Annotated in this window: 19 protein-coding genes; 11 read left to right on the top strand and 8 right to left on the bottom strand. The window is 51.4% G+C overall.

What is annotated here, in order from left to right; genetic code table 11:
* The first annotated feature begins 13 nt into the window (after nt 1–13).
* Nucleotides 14–1,009, top strand: a complete 996-nt coding sequence (locus ACYVUU_RS02900) for an alpha/beta hydrolase (protein ID WP_439776068.1) — start codon at nt 14–16, stop codon at nt 1,007–1,009.
* 370 nt (nt 1,010–1,379) lie between these two features.
* On the opposite strand, the gene rlmD is transcribed toward ACYVUU_RS02900, so the two are convergent.
* Entirely contained in the window at nt 1,380–2,765 is a 1,386-nt protein-coding gene (gene rlmD / locus ACYVUU_RS02905) for a 23S rRNA (uracil(1939)-C(5))-methyltransferase RlmD (RefSeq protein ID WP_484499900.1), read from the bottom strand.
* Nucleotides 2,766–2,924: 159 nt separating this feature from the next.
* Here rlmD and recX point away from each other — a divergent pair, with 159 nt between their 5' ends.
* Together recX and ACYVUU_RS02915 are read left to right on the top strand one after the other, a co-directional pair.
* A complete protein-coding gene (gene recX / locus ACYVUU_RS02910; protein WP_439776066.1) occupies nt 2,925–3,740 on the top strand; it encodes a recombination regulator RecX in 816 nt (271 codons plus the stop codon).
* Between the two features lie 20 nt (nt 3,741–3,760).
* Nucleotides 3,761–4,237, top strand: a complete 477-nt coding sequence (locus ACYVUU_RS02915) for a hypothetical protein (RefSeq protein WP_484499901.1) — start codon at nt 3,761–3,763, stop codon at nt 4,235–4,237.
* Here ACYVUU_RS02915 and ACYVUU_RS02920 read toward each other — a convergent pair.
* Entirely contained in the window at nt 4,234–4,701 is a 468-nt protein-coding gene (locus ACYVUU_RS02920) for a hypothetical protein (RefSeq protein ID WP_439776064.1), read from the bottom strand. The two genes, ACYVUU_RS02915 and ACYVUU_RS02920, sit on opposite strands and share 4 nt — an antisense overlap.
* A gap of 101 nt (nt 4,702–4,802) precedes the next feature.
* Between ACYVUU_RS02920 and ACYVUU_RS02925 the strand changes: the two genes are divergently transcribed.
* Nucleotides 4,803–5,666, top strand: coding sequence for a hemolysin family protein (locus ACYVUU_RS02925; protein WP_439776063.1), 864 nt, complete (start codon nt 4,803–4,805; stop codon nt 5,664–5,666).
* Entirely contained in the window at nt 5,666–7,237 is a 1,572-nt protein-coding gene (locus tag ACYVUU_RS02930) for a peptide chain release factor 3 (RefSeq protein WP_439776062.1), read from the top strand. Before ACYVUU_RS02925 ends, ACYVUU_RS02930 begins: the two co-directional genes overlap by 1 nt.
* Nucleotides 7,238–7,312: 75 nt before the next feature.
* Here the strand turns inward: ACYVUU_RS02930 and ACYVUU_RS02935 are convergent, their stop codons facing one another.
* The 4 genes from ACYVUU_RS02935 to ACYVUU_RS02950 all read right to left on the bottom strand — a co-directional run bounded on the left by ACYVUU_RS02935 (nt 7,313) and on the right by ACYVUU_RS02950 (nt 12,112).
* The gene (locus ACYVUU_RS02935) at nt 7,313–7,501 is read right to left on the bottom strand and encodes a hypothetical protein (protein WP_439776061.1); all 189 of its coding nucleotides are present in this window, start codon (nt 7,499–7,501) and stop codon (nt 7,313–7,315) included.
* Nucleotides 7,502–7,524: 23 nt separating this feature from the next.
* Nucleotides 7,525–9,183, bottom strand: a complete 1,659-nt coding sequence (locus ACYVUU_RS02940; protein WP_484499902.1) for a multicopper oxidase family protein — start codon at nt 9,181–9,183, stop codon at nt 7,525–7,527.
* Between the two features lie 338 nt (nt 9,184–9,521).
* Nucleotides 9,522–9,800, bottom strand: a complete 279-nt coding sequence (locus tag ACYVUU_RS02945) for a DUF1827 family protein (protein WP_439776059.1) — start codon at nt 9,798–9,800, stop codon at nt 9,522–9,524.
* A gap of 116 nt (nt 9,801–9,916) precedes the next feature.
* Nucleotides 9,917–12,112 (bottom strand): ATP-dependent Clp protease ATP-binding subunit, encoded by a 2,196-nt coding sequence (locus tag ACYVUU_RS02950; RefSeq protein ID WP_439776058.1) that lies wholly within the window; start codon nt 12,110–12,112, stop codon nt 9,917–9,919.
* Nucleotides 12,113–12,280: 168 nt separating this feature from the next.
* On the opposite strand from ACYVUU_RS02950, the gene ACYVUU_RS02955 reads away from it, so the two are divergent.
* The 6 genes from ACYVUU_RS02955 to ACYVUU_RS02980 all read left to right on the top strand — a co-directional run bounded on the left by ACYVUU_RS02955 (nt 12,281) and on the right by ACYVUU_RS02980 (nt 16,978).
* Entirely contained in the window at nt 12,281–12,481 is a 201-nt protein-coding gene (locus tag ACYVUU_RS02955; RefSeq protein WP_296225879.1) for a hypothetical protein, read from the top strand.
* 107 nt (nt 12,482–12,588) lie between these two features.
* Entirely contained in the window at nt 12,589–12,855 is a 267-nt protein-coding gene (locus ACYVUU_RS02960; protein WP_003614073.1) for a phosphocarrier protein HPr, read from the top strand.
* Nucleotides 12,855–14,582 carry a phosphoenolpyruvate--protein phosphotransferase gene (gene ptsP / locus ACYVUU_RS02965; protein ID WP_484499903.1) on the top strand — a complete coding sequence of 576 codons (1,728 nt, stop codon included), beginning with the start codon at nt 12,855–12,857 and terminating at the stop codon, nt 14,580–14,582. Before ACYVUU_RS02960 ends, ptsP begins: the two co-directional genes overlap by 1 nt.
* A gap of 172 nt (nt 14,583–14,754) precedes the next feature.
* Nucleotides 14,755–15,159: a transcriptional regulator SpxA gene (spxA, locus tag ACYVUU_RS02970; protein ID WP_270447465.1), complete on the top strand. Its 405-nt coding sequence runs from the start codon at nt 14,755–14,757 to the stop codon at nt 15,157–15,159.
* A 103-nt stretch (nt 15,160–15,262) separates the two neighbouring features.
* Nucleotides 15,263–16,012: an adaptor protein MecA gene (locus ACYVUU_RS02975; protein ID WP_484499904.1), complete on the top strand. Its 750-nt coding sequence runs from the start codon at nt 15,263–15,265 to the stop codon at nt 16,010–16,012.
* A gap of 105 nt (nt 16,013–16,117) precedes the next feature.
* Nucleotides 16,118–16,978, top strand: a complete 861-nt coding sequence (locus ACYVUU_RS02980) for a competence protein CoiA family protein (RefSeq protein ID WP_439776055.1) — start codon at nt 16,118–16,120, stop codon at nt 16,976–16,978.
* A gap of 12 nt (nt 16,979–16,990) precedes the next feature.
* Here ACYVUU_RS02980 and ACYVUU_RS02985 read toward each other — a convergent pair whose 3' ends face one another.
* The gene (locus tag ACYVUU_RS02985) at nt 16,991–17,635 is read right to left on the bottom strand and encodes a DsbA family protein (protein ID WP_439776054.1); all 645 of its coding nucleotides are present in this window, start codon (nt 17,633–17,635) and stop codon (nt 16,991–16,993) included.
* Nucleotides 17,636–17,709: 74 nt separating this feature from the next.
* Nucleotides 17,710–18,318 (bottom strand): CYTH domain-containing protein, encoded by a 609-nt coding sequence (locus ACYVUU_RS02990; protein ID WP_484499905.1) that lies wholly within the window; start codon nt 18,316–18,318, stop codon nt 17,710–17,712.
* Nucleotides 18,319–18,374: the final 56 nt, after the last annotated feature.

The raw sequence follows: 18,374 nt of genomic DNA on the forward strand, positions 1-18,374 counted from the left end.
GAAACTATAGATAATGAGGGAAGAGGACAAAAAACAGGTGAATAAGAAGAAGCAAAAGAAATCCAAGTCCAGCCGGCTGGTCAAAATCCTGGCCGGCATTTTGGCTGTTTTAGCCTTGGCCCTTGCCGGGGCCGGCTACTACTTTTTCAACATGGCTGTGGTGCCGGGCAAGAAAAGCTTCGTGACCAACGGGACGGTGAAGTTGACCAAGTCCACGCCCCAGTACAAGCAGAAGCTCTGGTACAAGCAGGTGAAAAAGCAGCACTGGCAGATACGGTCGGCTAAGAACAATTATCTCCTCCGGGCCAATTATATTCCAGCCAAAAACTCGGCCAAGACCGTGATCATCCTGCATGGCTACATGTCCAACAAGGAAAATATGGGGGCCTACGCCCAGCTTTTCCACTCCCTGGGCTACAACACCCTCTTGCCGGACGCGGAAGCTCATGGGCAAAGCCAGGGCAAGTATGTCGGCTACGGCTGGCTGGAGAAAAACGACGTTAAAAAGTGGGCCGAGCAGGTAATCAAGAAAAATGGCCAAAAGAGCAAGATCGTGATTTTCGGGGTCTCCATGGGCGGGGCCACGACCATGATGACTTCCGGCTTAACCTTGCCCAAGCAGGTCAAGTGCTTCATCGAAGACTGCGGCTACACCAGTGCCAAAAACGAAATTGAGCACGAAGCCAAAGCTCTTTACAATATGCCGGCCTTTCCGCGTTTTCCCCTGGTGGAAATCTTGAGCGGAATTACCAAGTTAAAAGCCGGCTACTTTTTGGCCCAGGCTTCCAGCATTAAGCAGCTGAAGAAGAATACCCGGCCCATGCTTTTTATCCATGGCAGCAAGGATACTTTCGTGCCGACCGAAATGGTTTATAAAAATTACCGGGCCAGCCGGGGGCCAAAGCAGCTCTTGATCGTCAAAGGGGCCCAGCACGCCAAGTCCTATGAGCACAATCCGGCCTTGTATGCACGCACGGTCAAGCAATTTTTAGCAAAATACGGCAAATAGTCTCTTGCAAGCGTTTGCATCTCATGCTATACTGAAGGCGTGGAAGAGGTAGAAAACAACTGAACAGAAGTTTTTATCTCCAGATTGTAATTATTATTCGCTGTCTCTCTTATTGAGACCAAAATAAAGGCTTGAAGCTTTTAACCAAGTGGCGATACACAATAGTCTAATTCATTTCATACGCTAGCACGTAAAACTCGAACAAGTGACTGTTTTATCTTAGCCGGTATTAGCCATTGGTGAATTCTTAAAATTGAATATCGTGACTATTAATTTGATGAGCTACCTCATCCACTTGGAAAGACTGCCGGGGGCAGTTTAAAGGCGAGAAGATTTGATCTTCTCGCCTTTTCTAATGCTTATTTTCTTTTTACTTTTTGCGTAGGGTCAGCTTGGCGATGCATTCGCAGCGTGGCGTCTGCGGCAGCATGTCGACGTTTTCGATGACCCGGACGTCATAGGCCTCGCTGAGAAGCACCAGGTCCTGGGCCAGGGTGGACGGGTTGCAGGAAATGTAGACGAAGCTGGCTGGCTTGACTCTGAGCAGGGTCTTGATCAAAGACTTGGCCAGGCCGGTCCGCGGCGGATCGACGATCAAGGCGTCGATTGGCAGGCCATCTTCTTTTAAGCGGGGCAGGAGCTTTTCCACGCTGCCCTGCAAGTATTCAGCGTTTCTGACATGGTTGAGCTCAACATTGTGCTGGGCGTCCAAAACGGCTTCAGGGATGCTTTCGATCCCGACTACCTGCTTGACCTGGTCAGCGGCTAAGATCCCCAGGGTACCAACCCCTGAGTAAGCGTCAATCAAGGTCATGTCCGGCGTTAAGCTGAGCAGCTTCAAGGCTTCAGAATACAGGGTTGCCGTTTGGACCGGGTTCAGCTGGAAGAAGGCCCGGGGGCTCAAGGCAAACTTCTTGCCCATGATTTCTTCCGTGATCTGGTTTTTGCCCCGGAGCTTGCTGGTCTTGTTCCCCCAGACTTGCGGGTTCTGCCAGTCAGTTTCATTTTGGTAGACGGAAACGACCTTTGGCAGGCGCATGATTTCATCAGCCAGCTGGAGAAGATTGTCCAGCTTGTGGCCAACGGTGATCAAGGTTACCTGCATTTCCTGGCTGGCTTCTGCTTGCCGGACCACGATGGTCTTAACGCCTGGCAAGTTGCGCCGGCGGTTGGCAATCGGGACGCGGAGCTTGATGATCAAATCCCGGATGGCCCGTTCAGTATCCTGGGTGTCCTTGCTTTGCGTTGGCATTTCCGGCAGGTCGATCAACTGGTGGGAGTTAGGGGCATACAGACCAAGGGAAACATGATGGTTTTCCCGTTCGATCTGGTACTGGGCCTTAGCCCGGTAGTGCCACTGATCCGGCGCCGGAATGGTGTTCTTGATCTTGTAATTCTTGTAGCCCCGCGGGTGGTACTTTTCAAGGGCAGAGACCAGGTTGTCCTTCTTGAACTTGAGCTGGCCCTCGTAGGACAGGTGGGCCAGTTCAAGGCCGCCGATTCTCGGGTCAACGCCGGATGGGAAGGGAACCCGGTCCGGGCTGGCTTCCTTGATCCGGACTAATTCGCCTTCCAGGTATTGGGGGTGGTCCTTGACGATCTTGGCCACCACGACTTCATCTGGCAGGGCGCCGGGGATGAAGATGATCTTGCGCTTGTAGTAGCCGATCCCTTCACCGTTGATCCCCAGCCGTTTGATGGTGATGATGACGTGCCGCTCTTGAGGAGCATTTTTTGAAAAATGTTTTTTCTGCATGTGATGCCTTCTTCTTGCTTATTCTTTCTACAATAAAAAACTGGAAACTTTTTGACATACTATTATACCGGGCTTTTTAAAAGGGACGCAAGTTTTTCGCAGCTTTTGCGGCAATTTGCTAAGATAGAGTTGCCAGATTTGCCAAATAAGGAGGAAAAAATGGCCATTATCACGAAAGTTAGTGCACAAAAGCGGCAGGGGCGCTACAATATTTTTTTGGACCAGGAATATGCTTTTTCCGTCAGCGAAAAGACCTTGGCGGAATTTGTCCTGCTCAAGGGCCAGGAGCTTACCCCCCAGAAGGTCAATGAGATCCTGGACTTTGAGGCTGTTGCCAAGGCCAGTGACCTGGCGGCCAAATACCTGTCCTACCAGCCCCGGACGGTCAAGGAAGTGACTGACTATCTCAGCCAGCATGAAATTTCCCGGTCAGCGGCCAAGCGGGCGGTAGGAGAATTGGTTGACCTTGGCTACCTGGACGACGAGGCTTATGCCCGCCTTTTTGTCAAAAATGACCTTCAGGTCGGCAAGAACGGACCAGGGGCTGTCCGCCGGGATTTAAAGAAAAAGGGCGTTGACGATGACTTAATCGAAGCTGCCCTGGCGGACGTGACTGATGAGGAATGGGCCGAGGTTGGCCAGCGCCTGGTCAAGTCGCTTTTAGGCCAGCAGGGAAAGATTGCCAAGCGGGAAGTTGACCGCAAGATGCAGACTAAACTGCTCAGCCATGGCTTCTCCAGCTCCCTGGCCCAGGAAGTAGTCCAGGAACTGGTCCCGGAAGCTGACGAGGACCAGGAGCGTGAAGCTTTGGCCAAGCAGGGCCTTAAGGCCTACAAGCGCTTCAAGCGCTATGAGCCGGGCGTAAGAGAGCAGAAGATGCGGCAGTACCTGTACAGCCACGGCTTTTCCGGGGATGAAATCAGCGCCTTTTTGGCCGGGGAGATCATTCCTTTAGAAGAACTGGAAGAATACTAGCAATAGAAAGAAGCAGAGAAATGAAGACAGAAATCAACGAACTTACTTTTATCGGCAAGGCTTTTCCTGACCGGATGATGGACGCGAACGGAACCTTCGCGGCCGCCAACCAGGAACTGGAAGCCGACCCGGCCTTTCAAGACTTTGTTAAATCAGCCGGCCTTGACGACCAGCGGGCGTCTTTGATTGTTTTTGGCCCGGAAAACTTCATGTACTGGTACGGGGTGATCGCGCCTAAAGGCAGCGAAGTTAGCGGCTTGCTTAAATTTTCCCTGCCAAGCGCCCAGGTTTTCCAAAAAGAAGAGACGGCCAATGCCGCCTACTTTGACCTGCCGCTGAATTTCGAACTGCCCCGCTTTTTGGATGAAGCCGGCGATTTAGGCAGCGACTTCCAGGCTCAGCTGGAAGAGAATCCTAACCCTTACATCCTCCGCCAGCTGGATTTAGGCAATAAAAAACTGACCAAGAGCCTTTACCTCCCGGTCAGTCAGAATTAGGATTGATTGATTTCAGCATCAATGGACAGGTTGTCGTACTCGATGTAGGCCCCCAGGCAAGTTGAGATGAACATGATCAAGATGACGAAGCCCATGGAGGTGCCGACGATCCATTCCAGGGGCAAAAGCAGGCGGATCACGATCGTGGCCAGGGTGCAGAGGACAAAGTCCAGGATGAAGTTGGCGACCTGCAAGAGCGGCCGGCGGCGGATGCTGAAGAAGCGGAGAATCTGCTGCAGGAAGCTGTCATAGATGTCTCCGGCCAGCAAATTCAAGGGCCGCTGGATGGTGGCCTTGACGGCCAGCATGATGATGGCCCCGACAAAGGCCCCTACAGCCGTGCGGAAGGGGTCTGTCGAGTGCAGGACCAGGGCATTGTAGCCGATCCCGATGATGGCCAGGCTGCAGATGTAGGGAATCAAGAGCAGGAAGACGAAAACTAACATAATGCGGCGCATTTTCATTGGTAAAACACCTCTTTCTACTGGGGTATTTTAACATATTACAGTAAGGTCATATGCTATAATGTAAATATTTAAGGATTTTACGAAAGAGAGTTAACAAAATGACAAGCGACCCTGCGACCGGCAGCCTGTTTGACAAATTGAGAAGCCGCTTTTCCAGCAATGAAGAAGGCGGCAAGGACCAGCTGCAGGCTGAAATTGACCAGCTGCATGCTGGCAATGTTTTGACTGATACCGAATATTCGATGATTGAGGGCAGCATGGCTTTCCACGATAAAGTAGCCCGGGAAGTCATGGTGCCGCGGACTGACGCTTTCATGATCGACATTGAGGATGACCTGGAGGAAAACCTGGATGACATTCTCCGCCAGCCTTATTCAAGAATTCCCGTCTACCGCCAGGACAAGGACCAGATCGTGGGCGTCATCCACATCCGCACCATTCTTAGAGAGGCCCGCCAGCACGGCTTTGACCAGCTGACTTATGACCGCTTGATTTCCCCGCCCCTTTTTGCCCCGGAAACGATTGAGCTGGATGACTTGCTGGTGCAGATGCAGACCAGCCAGCAGCAATTGGCCATCCTAACTGATGAATATGGCGGGGTGACTGGCCTGGCCAGCATTGAAGACTTGATCGAAGAAATTGTCGGCGATATCGATGACGAGGTCGACAAGGCCGAAGTTTTGGTCCGGCAGCTGAATGAGCACCAGTTTGTCATTTATGGCAAGATGCCTTTGACTGACTTCAACGAACGCTTTGGCACTGACCTGGAAATGGAAGATGTCGACACCCTGGCCGGCTACATGATCACCAAATTGGGCGTGATCCCGGGCAGAGGCGAGCAGCTGGAGGTGCCCCTGGACAACGGCATGGTTTTGACGACCAGAAGAATGCGGGGGTCGCGGCTCTTGACGGTCTTGTTGACCCTGCCAGAAGAAAATTACGAGGAAGAAACTGAAGAATAATGAACAAAGAACTTTTAGACAAAGTAAATAAGCGGCGGACTTTCGCGATCATCTCCCACCCCGACGCCGGTAAGACGACGATTACGGAACAGATGCTGCTCTTGGGTGGGGTGATCCGGAGCGCCGGGACGGTTAAAGCCCGGAAAACCGGGAACTACGCCACCAGTGACTGGATGGAAATCGAAAAGAAGCGTGGGATTTCCGTTACCTCATCCGTTATGCAGTTTGAATACCAGGGCAAGCGGATCAACATCCTGGACACCCCAGGCCACCAGGACTTCTCAGAAGACACCTACCGGACCTTGATGGCGGTTGACGCCGCGGTCATGGTCATCGACTCCGCCCGCGGGATTGAGCCGCAGACCAAGAAACTCTTCAAGGTCGTGCGGCAAAGAGGGATTCCGGTCTTCACCTTCATGAACAAGCTGGACAGAGATGGCCGTGAACCTTTGGACCTGGTTGCTGAACTGGAAGAAGTCCTGGGCATTGAAGGCGTGGCCATGAACTGGCCAATTGGGATGGGGCAGAGCCTGCTGGGCCTTTATGACCTGGCTAACCAGCGGGTTGAACTCTACCATCCGGAAGAAGGGCAAGACCGCTTTATCGCTTTAGAAGACGGGAAGGCGCCAGCAGGCAGTCCTTTGGCTGATGATCCGCAGTTTGAAGAAACTTTGGGTGAAATCGAGCTTTTGGAAGGGGCCGGAGCCAGCTTTGACCGGGAAAAAGTTTTAGCCGGCCAGCAGACGCCAGTCTTCTTTGGGTCAGCCTTGACCAACTTTGGGGTGGAGACCTTCCTGGAACAATTCGTTGACTTAGCTCCAGCGCCAGGCGAGCACGAAGTCAACGGGGATGAAGAACTCAAGCCAGATGATGATGAATTCTCCGGCTTTATCTTCAAGATCCAGGCCAACATGAACCCCCAGCACAGAGACCGGATTGCTTTTGTCCGGGTCTGCAGCGGGGAATTCAGCAAGGGTCTAGACGTAACCCTGGCCAGAACCGGCAAGCCGGTCCGCTTGAACAATGCCGTTGAATTTGAATCAAGTGCCCGGGTTCAGGTTTCTGAAGCCGTGGCCGGGGACATTGTTGGTTTGTACGACACCGGCAACTTCCAGATCGGGGACTCCATCTACGCTGGCAAGCGCAAGCTGGAATTCCCGCCGCTGCCGGAATTTACCCCGGAACTCTTCATGCGGGTTTCACCAAAGAACGTCATGAAGCAGAAGTCCTTCCACAAGGGGATGAACCAGCTGGTTCAAGAAGGCGCCGTCCAGCTCTACCGCAACTACCAGACCGACGACTACATTTTGGGGGCGGTCGGTCAGCTGCAGTTTGAAGTATTCCAGTACCGGATGAAGAATGAATACAACTCCGAAGTTGAAATGACTTCCATCGGCCACCGGGTAGCCCGCTGGATCAATCCTGACCAGCTGGACCCGAAGATGTCTTCCAGCCGGAACCTCTTGGTCAAGGACCGCTTCGGCAATCCACTCTTCCTCTTTGAAAATGCTTTTGCTGAACGCTGGTTCCACGACAAGTACCCGGATGTGGAACTGACGGAAAAGCTGTAATGCAAAGAAGCAAGTAAACAAGAAAAACGATGCCGCGAGGCATCGTTTTTTTAGTGCATGATTGGTTTTGACTGACTAGCATTCAGTCATTTCTGTTTTGCTTTTTGGCAAAAAGTAGTAAACGAGGTCAATGACGGACTGGGCAAACATTACCCCGGCCATCCAGTACATGGCCATCATCATCTTATCCGTAAAGGTGTAGAAGACGACGATCCCGTACAGCAAGACCCACAAAATCTTCAAGTAAAGGTTGTTGTTCATCATAATTCTTTTCCTCCAATTACTTCTTAGTGATGGCTGGCCCCGCGGGTCGCGTCGTGGTGGCTGGCGCCTGATGAAGCGTCGTGGCCGTGGCCGGCTCTTGAAGCGGCAGTAACGGCTTCAACCAAGCGGCGGCTGGTTTCGGCTTCAGCCGCGTGGAAGCAGGCACCCATGTCCATGTCTTCAACGTCCATCCCTGGCATGAAGACTTCACCTGGTTCAACGCCCATTTCTTCAGCAAAGGCGTTGGTGATGGTTTCCATGTCCATCAGCTTGTAGGTCTTGTCCGGGTCCTTCGGGTCAACGATTTGGATCTGGGCCATCATGCCGGCATCTTCGTGTTCGATGATGTGGCAGTGGTACATGAAGACCCCGGCATTTTGGAAGTAGACCTTCAAGCGGACAGTTTCGCCTGGGCCGACTTCAATAGTGTCCTTGTAGACATTGATTTCGTTTGGGTTTGGCTTTTGCCCGTTACGGGAAACGACCAGGAAGTGGGCACCGTGGATGTGGAAGGGGTGCAGCATCCCCGAAGCAGAGTTGTTGGTGTTGGTTACGTCCCAGTATTCAACTGAGTTCAAGGTCTGCTTCATGTCGATTCTTTCCATGGAGAAGCGGAGGCCGTTGATCTTGTCGTGATCGTCCATGGTCACGTGGCGGACTGGTGCTTCGCTATTTACGGCCGGGTCATCTGGAGTAAAGATGTTGAATGGCAGCTCCCGGTCGTCTTTTTCAAAGGCGTGGATGCGGAATTCAACCAGCTTGAAGTCGTCAGTGTAGAGGCTGACAACGTCGCCTTCCTTGTAGCCGGCAAAGTCAACGATGACCTGCTGTCTTTCCCCTGGCCCGATCAAAAGCTTCTTGACGTCGATCGGGTGTCTGAGGAAGGAGTCGTCCCCGCCGATTTGGGTCATGGTCAGGTCGTTTTCAAAGTGCAGGCGCCATTCCCGGCGGTCAGACCCGCCCAAGAAGAGCAGGCGGACCTTTTGGGTGGTTACGTCAACGTAAGGACGAACCACGCCGTTGATCAAAGGAACTTCACCAAAGACGCCCATTGGGTCGTAGTCGGCCCGGTAGTCAAGCTGGTTGTCGTGGAAGGTCCGGTCCTGCAGGATAATTGGGAATTCATCGACCCCGTAGTTCTTTGGAATCGGCAGGCGGGCTTCATTGTCATCAGTAACCACGACCCCCATGGCCAGGCCCATCCAGACCTGCATGGCCGTTGACGGACATGGGTGGGCGTGCAGCCAGGTCAAAGCGGCAGGCTGTTTGACCGTAAATTCGATATCTTTTTCTTCACCAGGGTAAACTGGGGCGTGGCAGCCGCCGTCAGTAATTGGTCCCGGAACTTCCATGCCGTGCCAGTGGAATGAAGTGAGGACAGGCAGGCTGTTTTTGAGGCGCACGTGGACTCTTTGCCCGGTCTTGACTACCAGGGTCTGGCCTAAAAGGGGAGCGTTGTAGCCCCAGGTCTTGGTCTTCTTGCCTGGCAGGATCTGGCTTTCACCTTCCTGAGCTTCGATGGTGTAGTAGATGTCATTGCCATCAACCTTGTCCGGCGCTAAAAGCGGGGGAACGGCCAAAGGCTGGGCCTCAACGCCTGCTGGAATCGTCAGCGGCTTGTAGCCCATGTGGCTCTTGTCAAAGTCTTTTTCAGCATAAAAGTAATCCGGATAAACTGTCATGTTTAGTACCTCCTTGTTTTTACCAAATCAACAGTTTAAAATTGCTGCTTTTTACACATTCACTTTCTTTTCTAAAAGCGCTTTCCAGTGCTCAAAGCAAATTGTAGAACTATTTCTTAATAAAAAAATTGACATAGATCAATTCTGGCGGATTTTTTGAAAAAAAGGCTATTTTTCGCAAGTAAATCTGCAATTTTGCTAAAAAACGGGTATTTTTTGAATTTTTCGCAGAAAAGAAAAAAGGAAGATAAAAGAAATAGGGAGCTAAAGAAGAAAAGGAAAAAGGCGACAAAGTGAAAGAGAGTAAAAAAGAGCCCATCAGGGCTCTTTTGCAGGGATTACTTGTCAACGTGGATTTCAACCACCCGGCGGTGCTTGTCAACTGTAAGCTGGTAGCTGGTCCGGTCGGGAATCAGCCGCTTGGCCACGAATTCGAGTTCTTCTTCGCGGATCTTGCGGTGGTGGTTTTCTAATACAATCCCGATGGCGATTGGGCTTTCGGTATAAACTACGGTAGTGTTGCCTAAGGAGTAAACTTTAACGTAGTTCACGCTCGTAGTATTTAGCTGACTGTGAACTAATTCGGCATAGCTATTAGTAACATCAATTAAGTGCATAAAACTTCACCCGTTTCTATTTGTCTCTGATATTCCCCTCACTTTCATTATAACGCATTCAAGAAAAAAACAAGGATCCTTTTTGGAGAATCCTTGTTTTTTCTGTTCAGAGATAGTTATTTTTCTTCACTTGCTTCAGCTGCCGGCAGGGCAGGGACTTCTTCAGAGATTGCGATTTCCCCATCCTTTAAGTCGGCGACTAATTGCTTGGCTTCAGTGTGGTCCAGCTTGTAGTCGGCCACCTTGTCTTCGATTTCTTCCTGGATTACCCGGCGAAGCGGACGAGCGCCCATTTCCGGATCGTAGCCTTCTTCAACCAGCTTATCCTTGGCCGCGTCAGTAACCGTAATGTGCAGGCCCTGGTCGCTGACCATGGCGTTGGTCTTGTCCAAAAGGAGGTTGACGATCTGCAGGAGGTTGCCCTTGGTCAATGGGTGGAACTGGATGATGTCGTCAAAACGGTTCAGGAATTCCGGCTTGAAGTACTGGCTCATCACCTTGCGGGTTTCTTCAGCTTCGTTCTTGTTGTTTTCCGCTGCGAAGCCCACGCTGGCCGTCTTGATCCCCTGGCCGGCGTTTGAGGTCATGATGATGATCGTGTCCTTGAAGGAGACAGTCCGCCCTTGTGAGTCAGTCAAACGGCCGTCGTCAAGAATCTGCAAGAAGAGGTTCAAAACATCTGGGTGGGCCTTTTCAACTTCGTCCAAAAGGATCAGGCTGTAAGGGTTGTGGCGGACCCGTTCAGTCAATTGCCCGGCTTCTTCATAGCCGACATAACCCGGAGCTGACCCGATCAGCTTGGAAACAGAGTACTGCTCCATGAATTCGGACATGTCGAAGCGGATCATGGCGTCTTCGCTGCCGAACATCTTCAAGGCCAGCTGCTTAGCCAGCTCGGTCTTGCCGACCCCGGTCGGGCCGACGAAGAGGAAGGAGCCGATTGGCCGGCCGGACTTGTTGAAGCCGATCCGGTTTCTTCTGATGGCCCGGGCCACCTTGTCAACGGCTTCGTCCTGGCCGATAACCTTGGCCTTGAGGTCGCTGGCCAGGTTGGCCAGCTGGTTTTCTTCTTGGGCCTGGATGTCGCCGACCGGGATGTTGGTCTTTTCTTCGACGATCTTGTCCATGACCTTGGCCGTGATGGTTGGGGTCTTGTCCGGGTCGACGTTCTGGTCCTTCAGCTTTTCGTATTTTTCGATCTGGTCGCGGTAGTAGGCAGCCTTTTCGTAGTCTTCATTCTTCAAGGCGTCCTGCTTGAGCTTCTCAGCCGCGTCGATTCTTTCCTGGATCTTTTCCTTATCGATGTAAGGAATGGTCAGGTTCATTCTTGACCCGGCTTCGTCCAGAAGGTCGATGGCCTTGTCTGGCAGGAAGCGGTCCTGGATGTAGCGGGCAGACAGCTTGACGGCAGCTTCGATGGCATCGTCAGTGTATTTGACGTGGTGGTAGTCCTCGTAGCGCTTTTGGATCCCCTTGAGGATCTTGATGGTTTCGTCGATGCTTGGTTCCTTGACTTCAACTGGCTGGAAACGCCGGGCCAGGGCGGAGTCCTTTTCGATTTCCCGGAATTCCTTGATGGTCGTGGCCCCGACTAATTGCAGCTCGCCTCTGGCCAGAGCCGGCTTGATGATGTTGCCGGCATCCATGCCGCCTTCAGAATTGCCGGCGCCGACGATTTCGTGGATTTCGTCGATAAAGAGGATGATGTCTGGCTGGCTCTGCAGCTCTTTGACCAGCTGCTGCATTCTTTGTTCAAACTGGCCCCGGATCCCGGTCCCTTGCACCATGGAAACCATGTTGAGGGAGATGATCCGCTTGTTTTGCAATTTAGCTGGAACGGACCCGTCCACGATGTCTTGGGCCAGGCCTTCTACAACCGCGGTCTTGCCGACCCCGGCTTCCCCGATCAGAACCGGGTTGTTCTTGGTCCGCCGGTTGAGGATTTCGATCACCCGGGCGATTTCCCGGTCCCGGCCGATAACCGGGTCGATCTTGCCCTTCTTGGCCAAAGCGGTCAAGTCGGTCCCGAACTGGTCAAGCAGGGACTGGCCGCCGCCATTGCCGCCCCGGCCCGGGTTTTGCCCGGATGGATTTTGGTTGTTGTCACGGTTTGCGCCATTTGGCCGCCCGTTCAAAGCATTGAAGAGGTCGTCAAAGTCGCCGAAAAAGTTGTCATTGTTCATTTGATTGCCTTGTTGATTCCTTAATTCTTGGTAGCATTGCTGACATAAGTCGATTTCTTTGTTTTGGCCGTTAATCTTCGTGTAAAGATGTATCGAGGCCTGCCGTTGGTGGCAGTTTTGACACAACATGTTAAAATACCGCCTTTCATCAAAGTTCTGCCTAAATTATAGGGCTTAGCACTCTGATTAGTCAAGTGCTAAGCCTTGGGAAGAACATAGCTTGCCTTTGAGTCTTCTTCCTTTAATTTTGACAAAAAAATGCGCTAAAATAATGGACAAGGGGGGTGTAACATTAATATGGACTATACTGATATTTTGGAGCAATTGGTCTCAGGCGACTTGCTTGAGTACCAGATCGACCCGCAGAAGGACCCGGAAGATGCTTTTGCCTTCCAGCAAAGCCTGCGCAATTACGGGAAAAACAAGAAAATTACCGGCCGGGCTGGTCGCGGCGGGGTTATTACCTATACTTCGATCGAGAATAAGCCCAAGTATTAATGAAAACATTTACAAATTAAGTTGTAATGACCTCGAAAACATGTTATTCTTTAAGGGAAACGGTACTTTGGTACCCAATTCTTGATTTTTAAAGGAGATAATTTACGATGGAAAAGAAAGAATTTCACATTATCGCTGAAACTGGTATTCACGCTCGTCCAGCTACCTTGTTGGTACAAGCTGCTTCAAAGTTTGGTTCAGACATCAACCTTGAATACAACGGCAAGTCAGTTAACCTTAAGTCAATCATGGGCGTAATGTCATTGGGTGTTGGCCAAGGTGCAGACGTTACTATCAGCGCTGAAGGCGACGACGAAAAGGAAGCTATCGCAGCTGTTGCTGAAACTATGTCAAAAGAAGGTTTGGCTGAATAATGACTGAAACTTTGAAGGGTATCGCAGCCAGTGACGGCGTTGCTGTTGCTCCAGCCTACCTCCTGGTCGAACCGGACCTTTCTTTTGAAAAGAAGTCCGTTGCCGACGCGGAAGCTGAAGTAGCCCGCTTTGACAAGGCAGTTGCCGAATCACAAGCTGAATTGGAAAACATCCGCAGGGTTGCAGCTGAAAGCTTGGGTGAAGAAGAAGCGCAAGTCTTTGACGCCCACTTGATGTTCCTGTCAGACCCTGAATTCACTGGCCAGATCAGCGCCAAGATCAAGAGCGACGCTGTCAACAGTGAAGCAGCTTTGGACGAAGTTGCCCAAAACTTCATCACTATCTTCCAAAGCATGACTGACAATGCCTACATGCAAGAACGTGCCGCTGACGTCCGCGACGTTTCAAAGCGGATCATGGCGCACTTGCTGGGCAAGGAATTGCCTAACTTGGCAAGCATCGACCACGAAGTAGTTCTGGTTGCTGAAGACTTGACTCCAAGTGACACGGCACAATTGAACAAGAAGTACGTTAAGGGCTTCGTAACTGACCTGGGCGGCCGGACTGCTCACTCAGCCATCATGGCCCGGTCTTTGGAAATCCCAGCTGTTGTCGGGACTGAAAAGATCACCACTTCTGTAGAAAACGGCCAAATGCTGATCGCTGACGGTTTGGATGGTGTTGCCATCGTTGAACCAAGCGAAGAACAAGTGGCTGACTACCGCAAGAAGGGCGACGACTTCGCCAAGCAAAAGGCTGAATGGCGGAAGCTGAAGGACGAACCATCAGTAACTGCTGACGGCAAGCACTTCACTATTGCTGCCAACATCGGTACTCCAGACGACCTGGCCGGCGTTCTGGAAAACGGTGCTGAAGCAGTCGGCCTGTTCAGAACTGAATTCTTGTACATGAACTCAAACGACTTCCCAACTGAAGAAGACCAGTTTGAAGCTTACAAGAAGGTTCTGGAAGGCATGAACGGCAAGCAGGTTATCATCAGAACCATGGACATCGGTGGCGACAAGCACCTGTCATACTGGGACCTGCCAGAAGAAATGAACCCATTCCTGGGTATCCGTGCCGTTCGTCTGTCCTTGAAGAACAAGGAAATCTTCCGGACCCAGCTGCGGGCCTTACTGAGAGCATCAGCTTACGGCAAGCTGGGGATCATGTTCCCAATGATCGGTACTTTGGACGAACTTCACCAAGCCAAGGCTGTTTTGGCTGAAGAAAAGGACAAGCTGGTCAAGGAAGGCGTCAAGGTTGGCGACGACCTGCAAGTCGGCATGATGATCGAAGTTCCAGCAGCTGCTGTTTTGGCAGACCAATTTGCCAAGGAAGTCGACTTCTTCTCAATCGGGACCAACGACTTGATCCAGTACACTATGGCTGCTGACCGGGGCAACGAAAACGTTTCTTACCTCTACCAACCATACAACCCGTCAGTTCTCCGTCTCATCAAGCACACGATCGACTCAGCTCACGAAGCTGGCATCTGGTGCGGGATGTGTGGTGAAGCAGCTGGTGACTCAACTATGTTCCCAATCCTGCTTTCCATGGGTCTGGACGAATACTCAATGAGCGCAACTTCAATTCTGCGGATCAGAAACGAAATGAAGAAGCTCTCAACTGAAGAACTCGCCAGCCTGGCTGACAAGGCTACCAAGGAATCATTGACCAACGAAGACAACATCGAATTGGTTAAGAACCTGATGGCTGACAAGTAAAGAGCAAATTAAAAGCGATTAGCGTGAGCTGACCGCTTTTTTTGTCCGATTAATTAAGAAATTTAAAAGAAAGCCAATTACCCCCTTCCTTTTTGTAAGTATCCATGTTAAACTATATAGTAAGTAACGAATGTGTGTTCATGCAATCTCATTTTAAAGGAGCGTGGTAACAATGGTAGATTTATATGTTTCTCCAAGCTGCACCTCATGCCGCAAGGCAAAGCAATGGCTTGAACAGCACAATATTCCCTACAAGGAAAGAAACATCATTTCTGATCCTCTGAACCGGGAAGAAATCATTCATGTTCTGAGAATGACTGAAGAAGGCACGGAAGAAATCGTGTCAACGCGGTCGAAGGCTTTCCAAGAGCTGAACATCGACCTGGACGACATTTCAATGAACGAACTGATCGATTTGATTGAAAAGAACCCAAGCCTGCTGAGACGGCCAATTATTTTGGATGACCGCCGGATGCAGGTCGGCTACAATGAAGATGAAATCCGCCGCTTCCTGCCGCGTAGCGTGCGCCGGCTGGAAATGGCCCGGGCTAAGCGCCTGGCAGACCAGGATTTATAATTTCAGAATAGAAAGTTGAAGGCGTTGGCTTCTAGAAGCTAACGCTTTTGCTTTGTCGGCTTTTTAGGTTACAATAACAGTACACACAAAGGAGGGATTGAGAATGCGCGTTGAAAAGGTAAATGAGAACACGCTCCGCGTAAGCATGACCCGGGAGGATCTGAATCAGCGGGGCTTGAAGATTCTGGACTTGCTCGGCAACCGGGAAAGAGTCCAGGAATTCTTCCTGTCGGTTCTGCGCGAAGTAGACGAGGACAATGACTTTGCCAGCGATGCGCCGGTGACTTTCCAAGTCATGCCCAACGATGGCGGGATCGATCTCTTGATTACCAAGATGAATAATAACAGCGACCTGCCGGAAGAAATGCGGCGCTTCTTTGATCCTGAAGCTAACGGGGTCGGAGGCGATATAGCTGAGCCAGTTGAGGAAGGGTACTGGGCCTTTTCTGACCTGGATCCGGCTGATGACGCCAACACTGAGATGGACCCGGTGATCATGCAGGACCTGGGCAACACTGATGATGATGACTACGAGGACTACTGGAGTTATCAGGAGACTCATGTCCTGGCCTTTGACGACATCGATGATCTCCTGGCTTTGGCTGACAGCCTCAAGGTCAGCGACCTGGCTTCCAGCGTCTACTACTACAAGCAGAAGTTCTATCTCAAGCTGGCTTTTATGGACGAGAACTACGCGGAAATCAAGCCGGCTGATGCCTGGGCGATCGCCAATGAATTTGGCTGCCAGGTGTCCGCTGACGAATTTCAGCAGGCCCAAGACCACGGCCAGTGCCTCTTCCAGCAGGATGCTCTGGGTGCTCTGCGCCGGCAGTTTGCCAGCAAGTGGGCATAAGAATATAGACTATAATTTGCGGACTCCTTCGGGAGTCCTTTTCCTTTTTTCAGCTTTTTTAAAAAAATCTCCCCCTTTTGGCGTACTAGTTAATGGGGGATTATTTTGTACGCAGCTTTATTAAACAAAGAACTGGTCCTGGCCGTCAGCGAGGCTGGCAAGGTCCGGGAAAACCCGGCCTATCTCAACCAGGAAGTCTACCGCTGCCCGCGCTGCCAAAAGCCGGTGATCCTGGTTTTGTCGCAGAAGGCTGAGCCCTTTTTCAAGCACTACCAGGCTTACCGGGGGCTGGGGGAACAAGAGGAGCACCGGCAGGGGAAAATGCTCCTGAAAGCTGCCTTGACCGCGGCGGGCCTGGCAGCGAAAACTGAGGTGCCGCTGGCTGAAGGTGCCTTGCGGGCTGACGTTTTGGCCACGCCGCTTTTGGCCTTTGAAGTCCAGTGCGCGCCCTTAAGCAAGGAAGAGTTTGCCCACCGGCATGCCCTTTACCGGGCGATCGGGATCAAGGATGTCTGGCTGGTTGGCCGCCGGCATTTTTTAGGGGAAAAATTAAAGCAGACCCAGCTGATTTTCTTTCGGGAAAACCCGGCCTGGGGGAGCTATTATCTGGAAATCCACCAAGAAGAAGGCCTAATCAGGCTAAAATACCAGATCAAGCAGGCACCCATCAGCCAGACCCTGCTCTACCGGCAGGTAGATTTTGCTTTGGACGCTGAAGGAATCGCTGCCTTGTGGCACTTTAGGCCCCTTTTGCCCCCGCCTTTGGCTGATGACTGGGTCAAGGAGCGGGACTATTTGGACCAGCAGCTGAAGGAAAAGAGCAAGCTGGGCCAGAAACTGGGGGAATTGATGTACTTGACCGGCTATACCGTCTTTACCTTGCCCAGGGAGGCTTTTTCCACTTGGCGGCTGCCAGGGGAGAAAAGCTGGCTCTTGAAATTTTTGCAGCAAAAAGCCAGCCCCTAAAGGTGAGGCTGGCTATAAGAGATGAAGGTGGCTGACTGGGCAGTAAAGCGGAGCATTCTCCGTCAGCTGCATCAAGGGTTCAAGGCAGCTGTCAGCGCTATTTTGAAAAATCTGCAGGAGGTCGTCGTCACTTAGTTCGCCGTCAAGCAAGATGCCGCTGTCGTCAATTTGGTCGTCAAAAACCACAGTTGAAGGCAGGGCAGTGACCTGGAATTTCCGGGCCAGCTGCTGGTCCTGGGCAATGACGTCTTTTAAGCAAGTGTCGTTTAAAGTAGATGAAATTTTCTCTGGCTTGATATTCAGGCTTGTCAGCAATTCTTCAGCCAAGGCCGGAGAGTAAGACCGCTGGCCGTCGCTCAAGCTTTCCTGCAGCTTAAACAGGAAGCTCCTGGCCTTCTTTTTGCCATAAGCAATCTGGACGGCATAGTAAAAGCTCTGGGCGCTGACTGAGGCATTATGGTAATTGGCCAAATTGATGGAAGTGTTGAAATTCCAGTTCCGCTTGACCATGTCAGCCTTCATGGCCTCCATGGTTACCAGGGGGATGTAATTGACGGAAATTTCAAGCTCCAAGTCTTTCGCCAGCAGCCGGATGCGCTTTTCAAGCTGGTAGCAGGACAAGCCTAACGGATTGATAAACAGAAAAAGTTCGAACATGGTCGACCTCCAATTTTTGCTTCATCTGCTACTTTAACAAAACTTTTACTTGAAAACAAAAGAAAAGCTTACGGCTATTTTTGCTTGGCATGCAGGCTGGCCCGGGCAATCTTGCTCATGTTGTTGGCTGACTTGACCGACAAGGCAAAGCGGGTCTTGATTTCTTCCAGGGCTTCCTTGATGGCAGCCGGGGAGTCGTTTTCAATTTCCATTTCCCAATCCTGGTAGCCATCCGGGTAGCTGGTCTGGTCTAAAGTCAGCTCGCAGCCCTTCGGCCCGTCCAAAAGGATCCGCCGGGTCTTGCTCCAGGAAAAAAGGGTCAGCTGACCGGCTTTGTCCGGGTAATGCTCCAAAAGATACTTGCCGACATTGCCAACTAGGCTCGGCTTGCCTTCTTTCAAAAAGTCTTCGGCTTCAGGCAGGGTCAAGTCATCATTGATTTCCAGGCTTTCATGGTAGGTTTCCTGCAGCTTCTTGACCGGGACCTTGATGGTTTCCTCGGCCCGGTCTTTAAAGCAGCGGATTCTGAGGGCGCTGTGGTCTTTTTTCAGCTGCCAGTCCGGGGTGTCAAAATAATGGTTGCTCTGCTTGAAATCGCTCTTGACCGGGTAGGCGCTGGTAATAGCATCGTAGCTAGCCTGGTCCAGGGCGACTTTGGCTTCAATTTCGCGGTTCTTGCTCATTTTTGATAACTCCTTTGTTAGATAAAAATTAAAAGGCTTGCGTTGGTGCTTTCGCT

It is taken from the genome of Lactobacillus sp. WILCCON 0058, assembly GCF_057198005.1.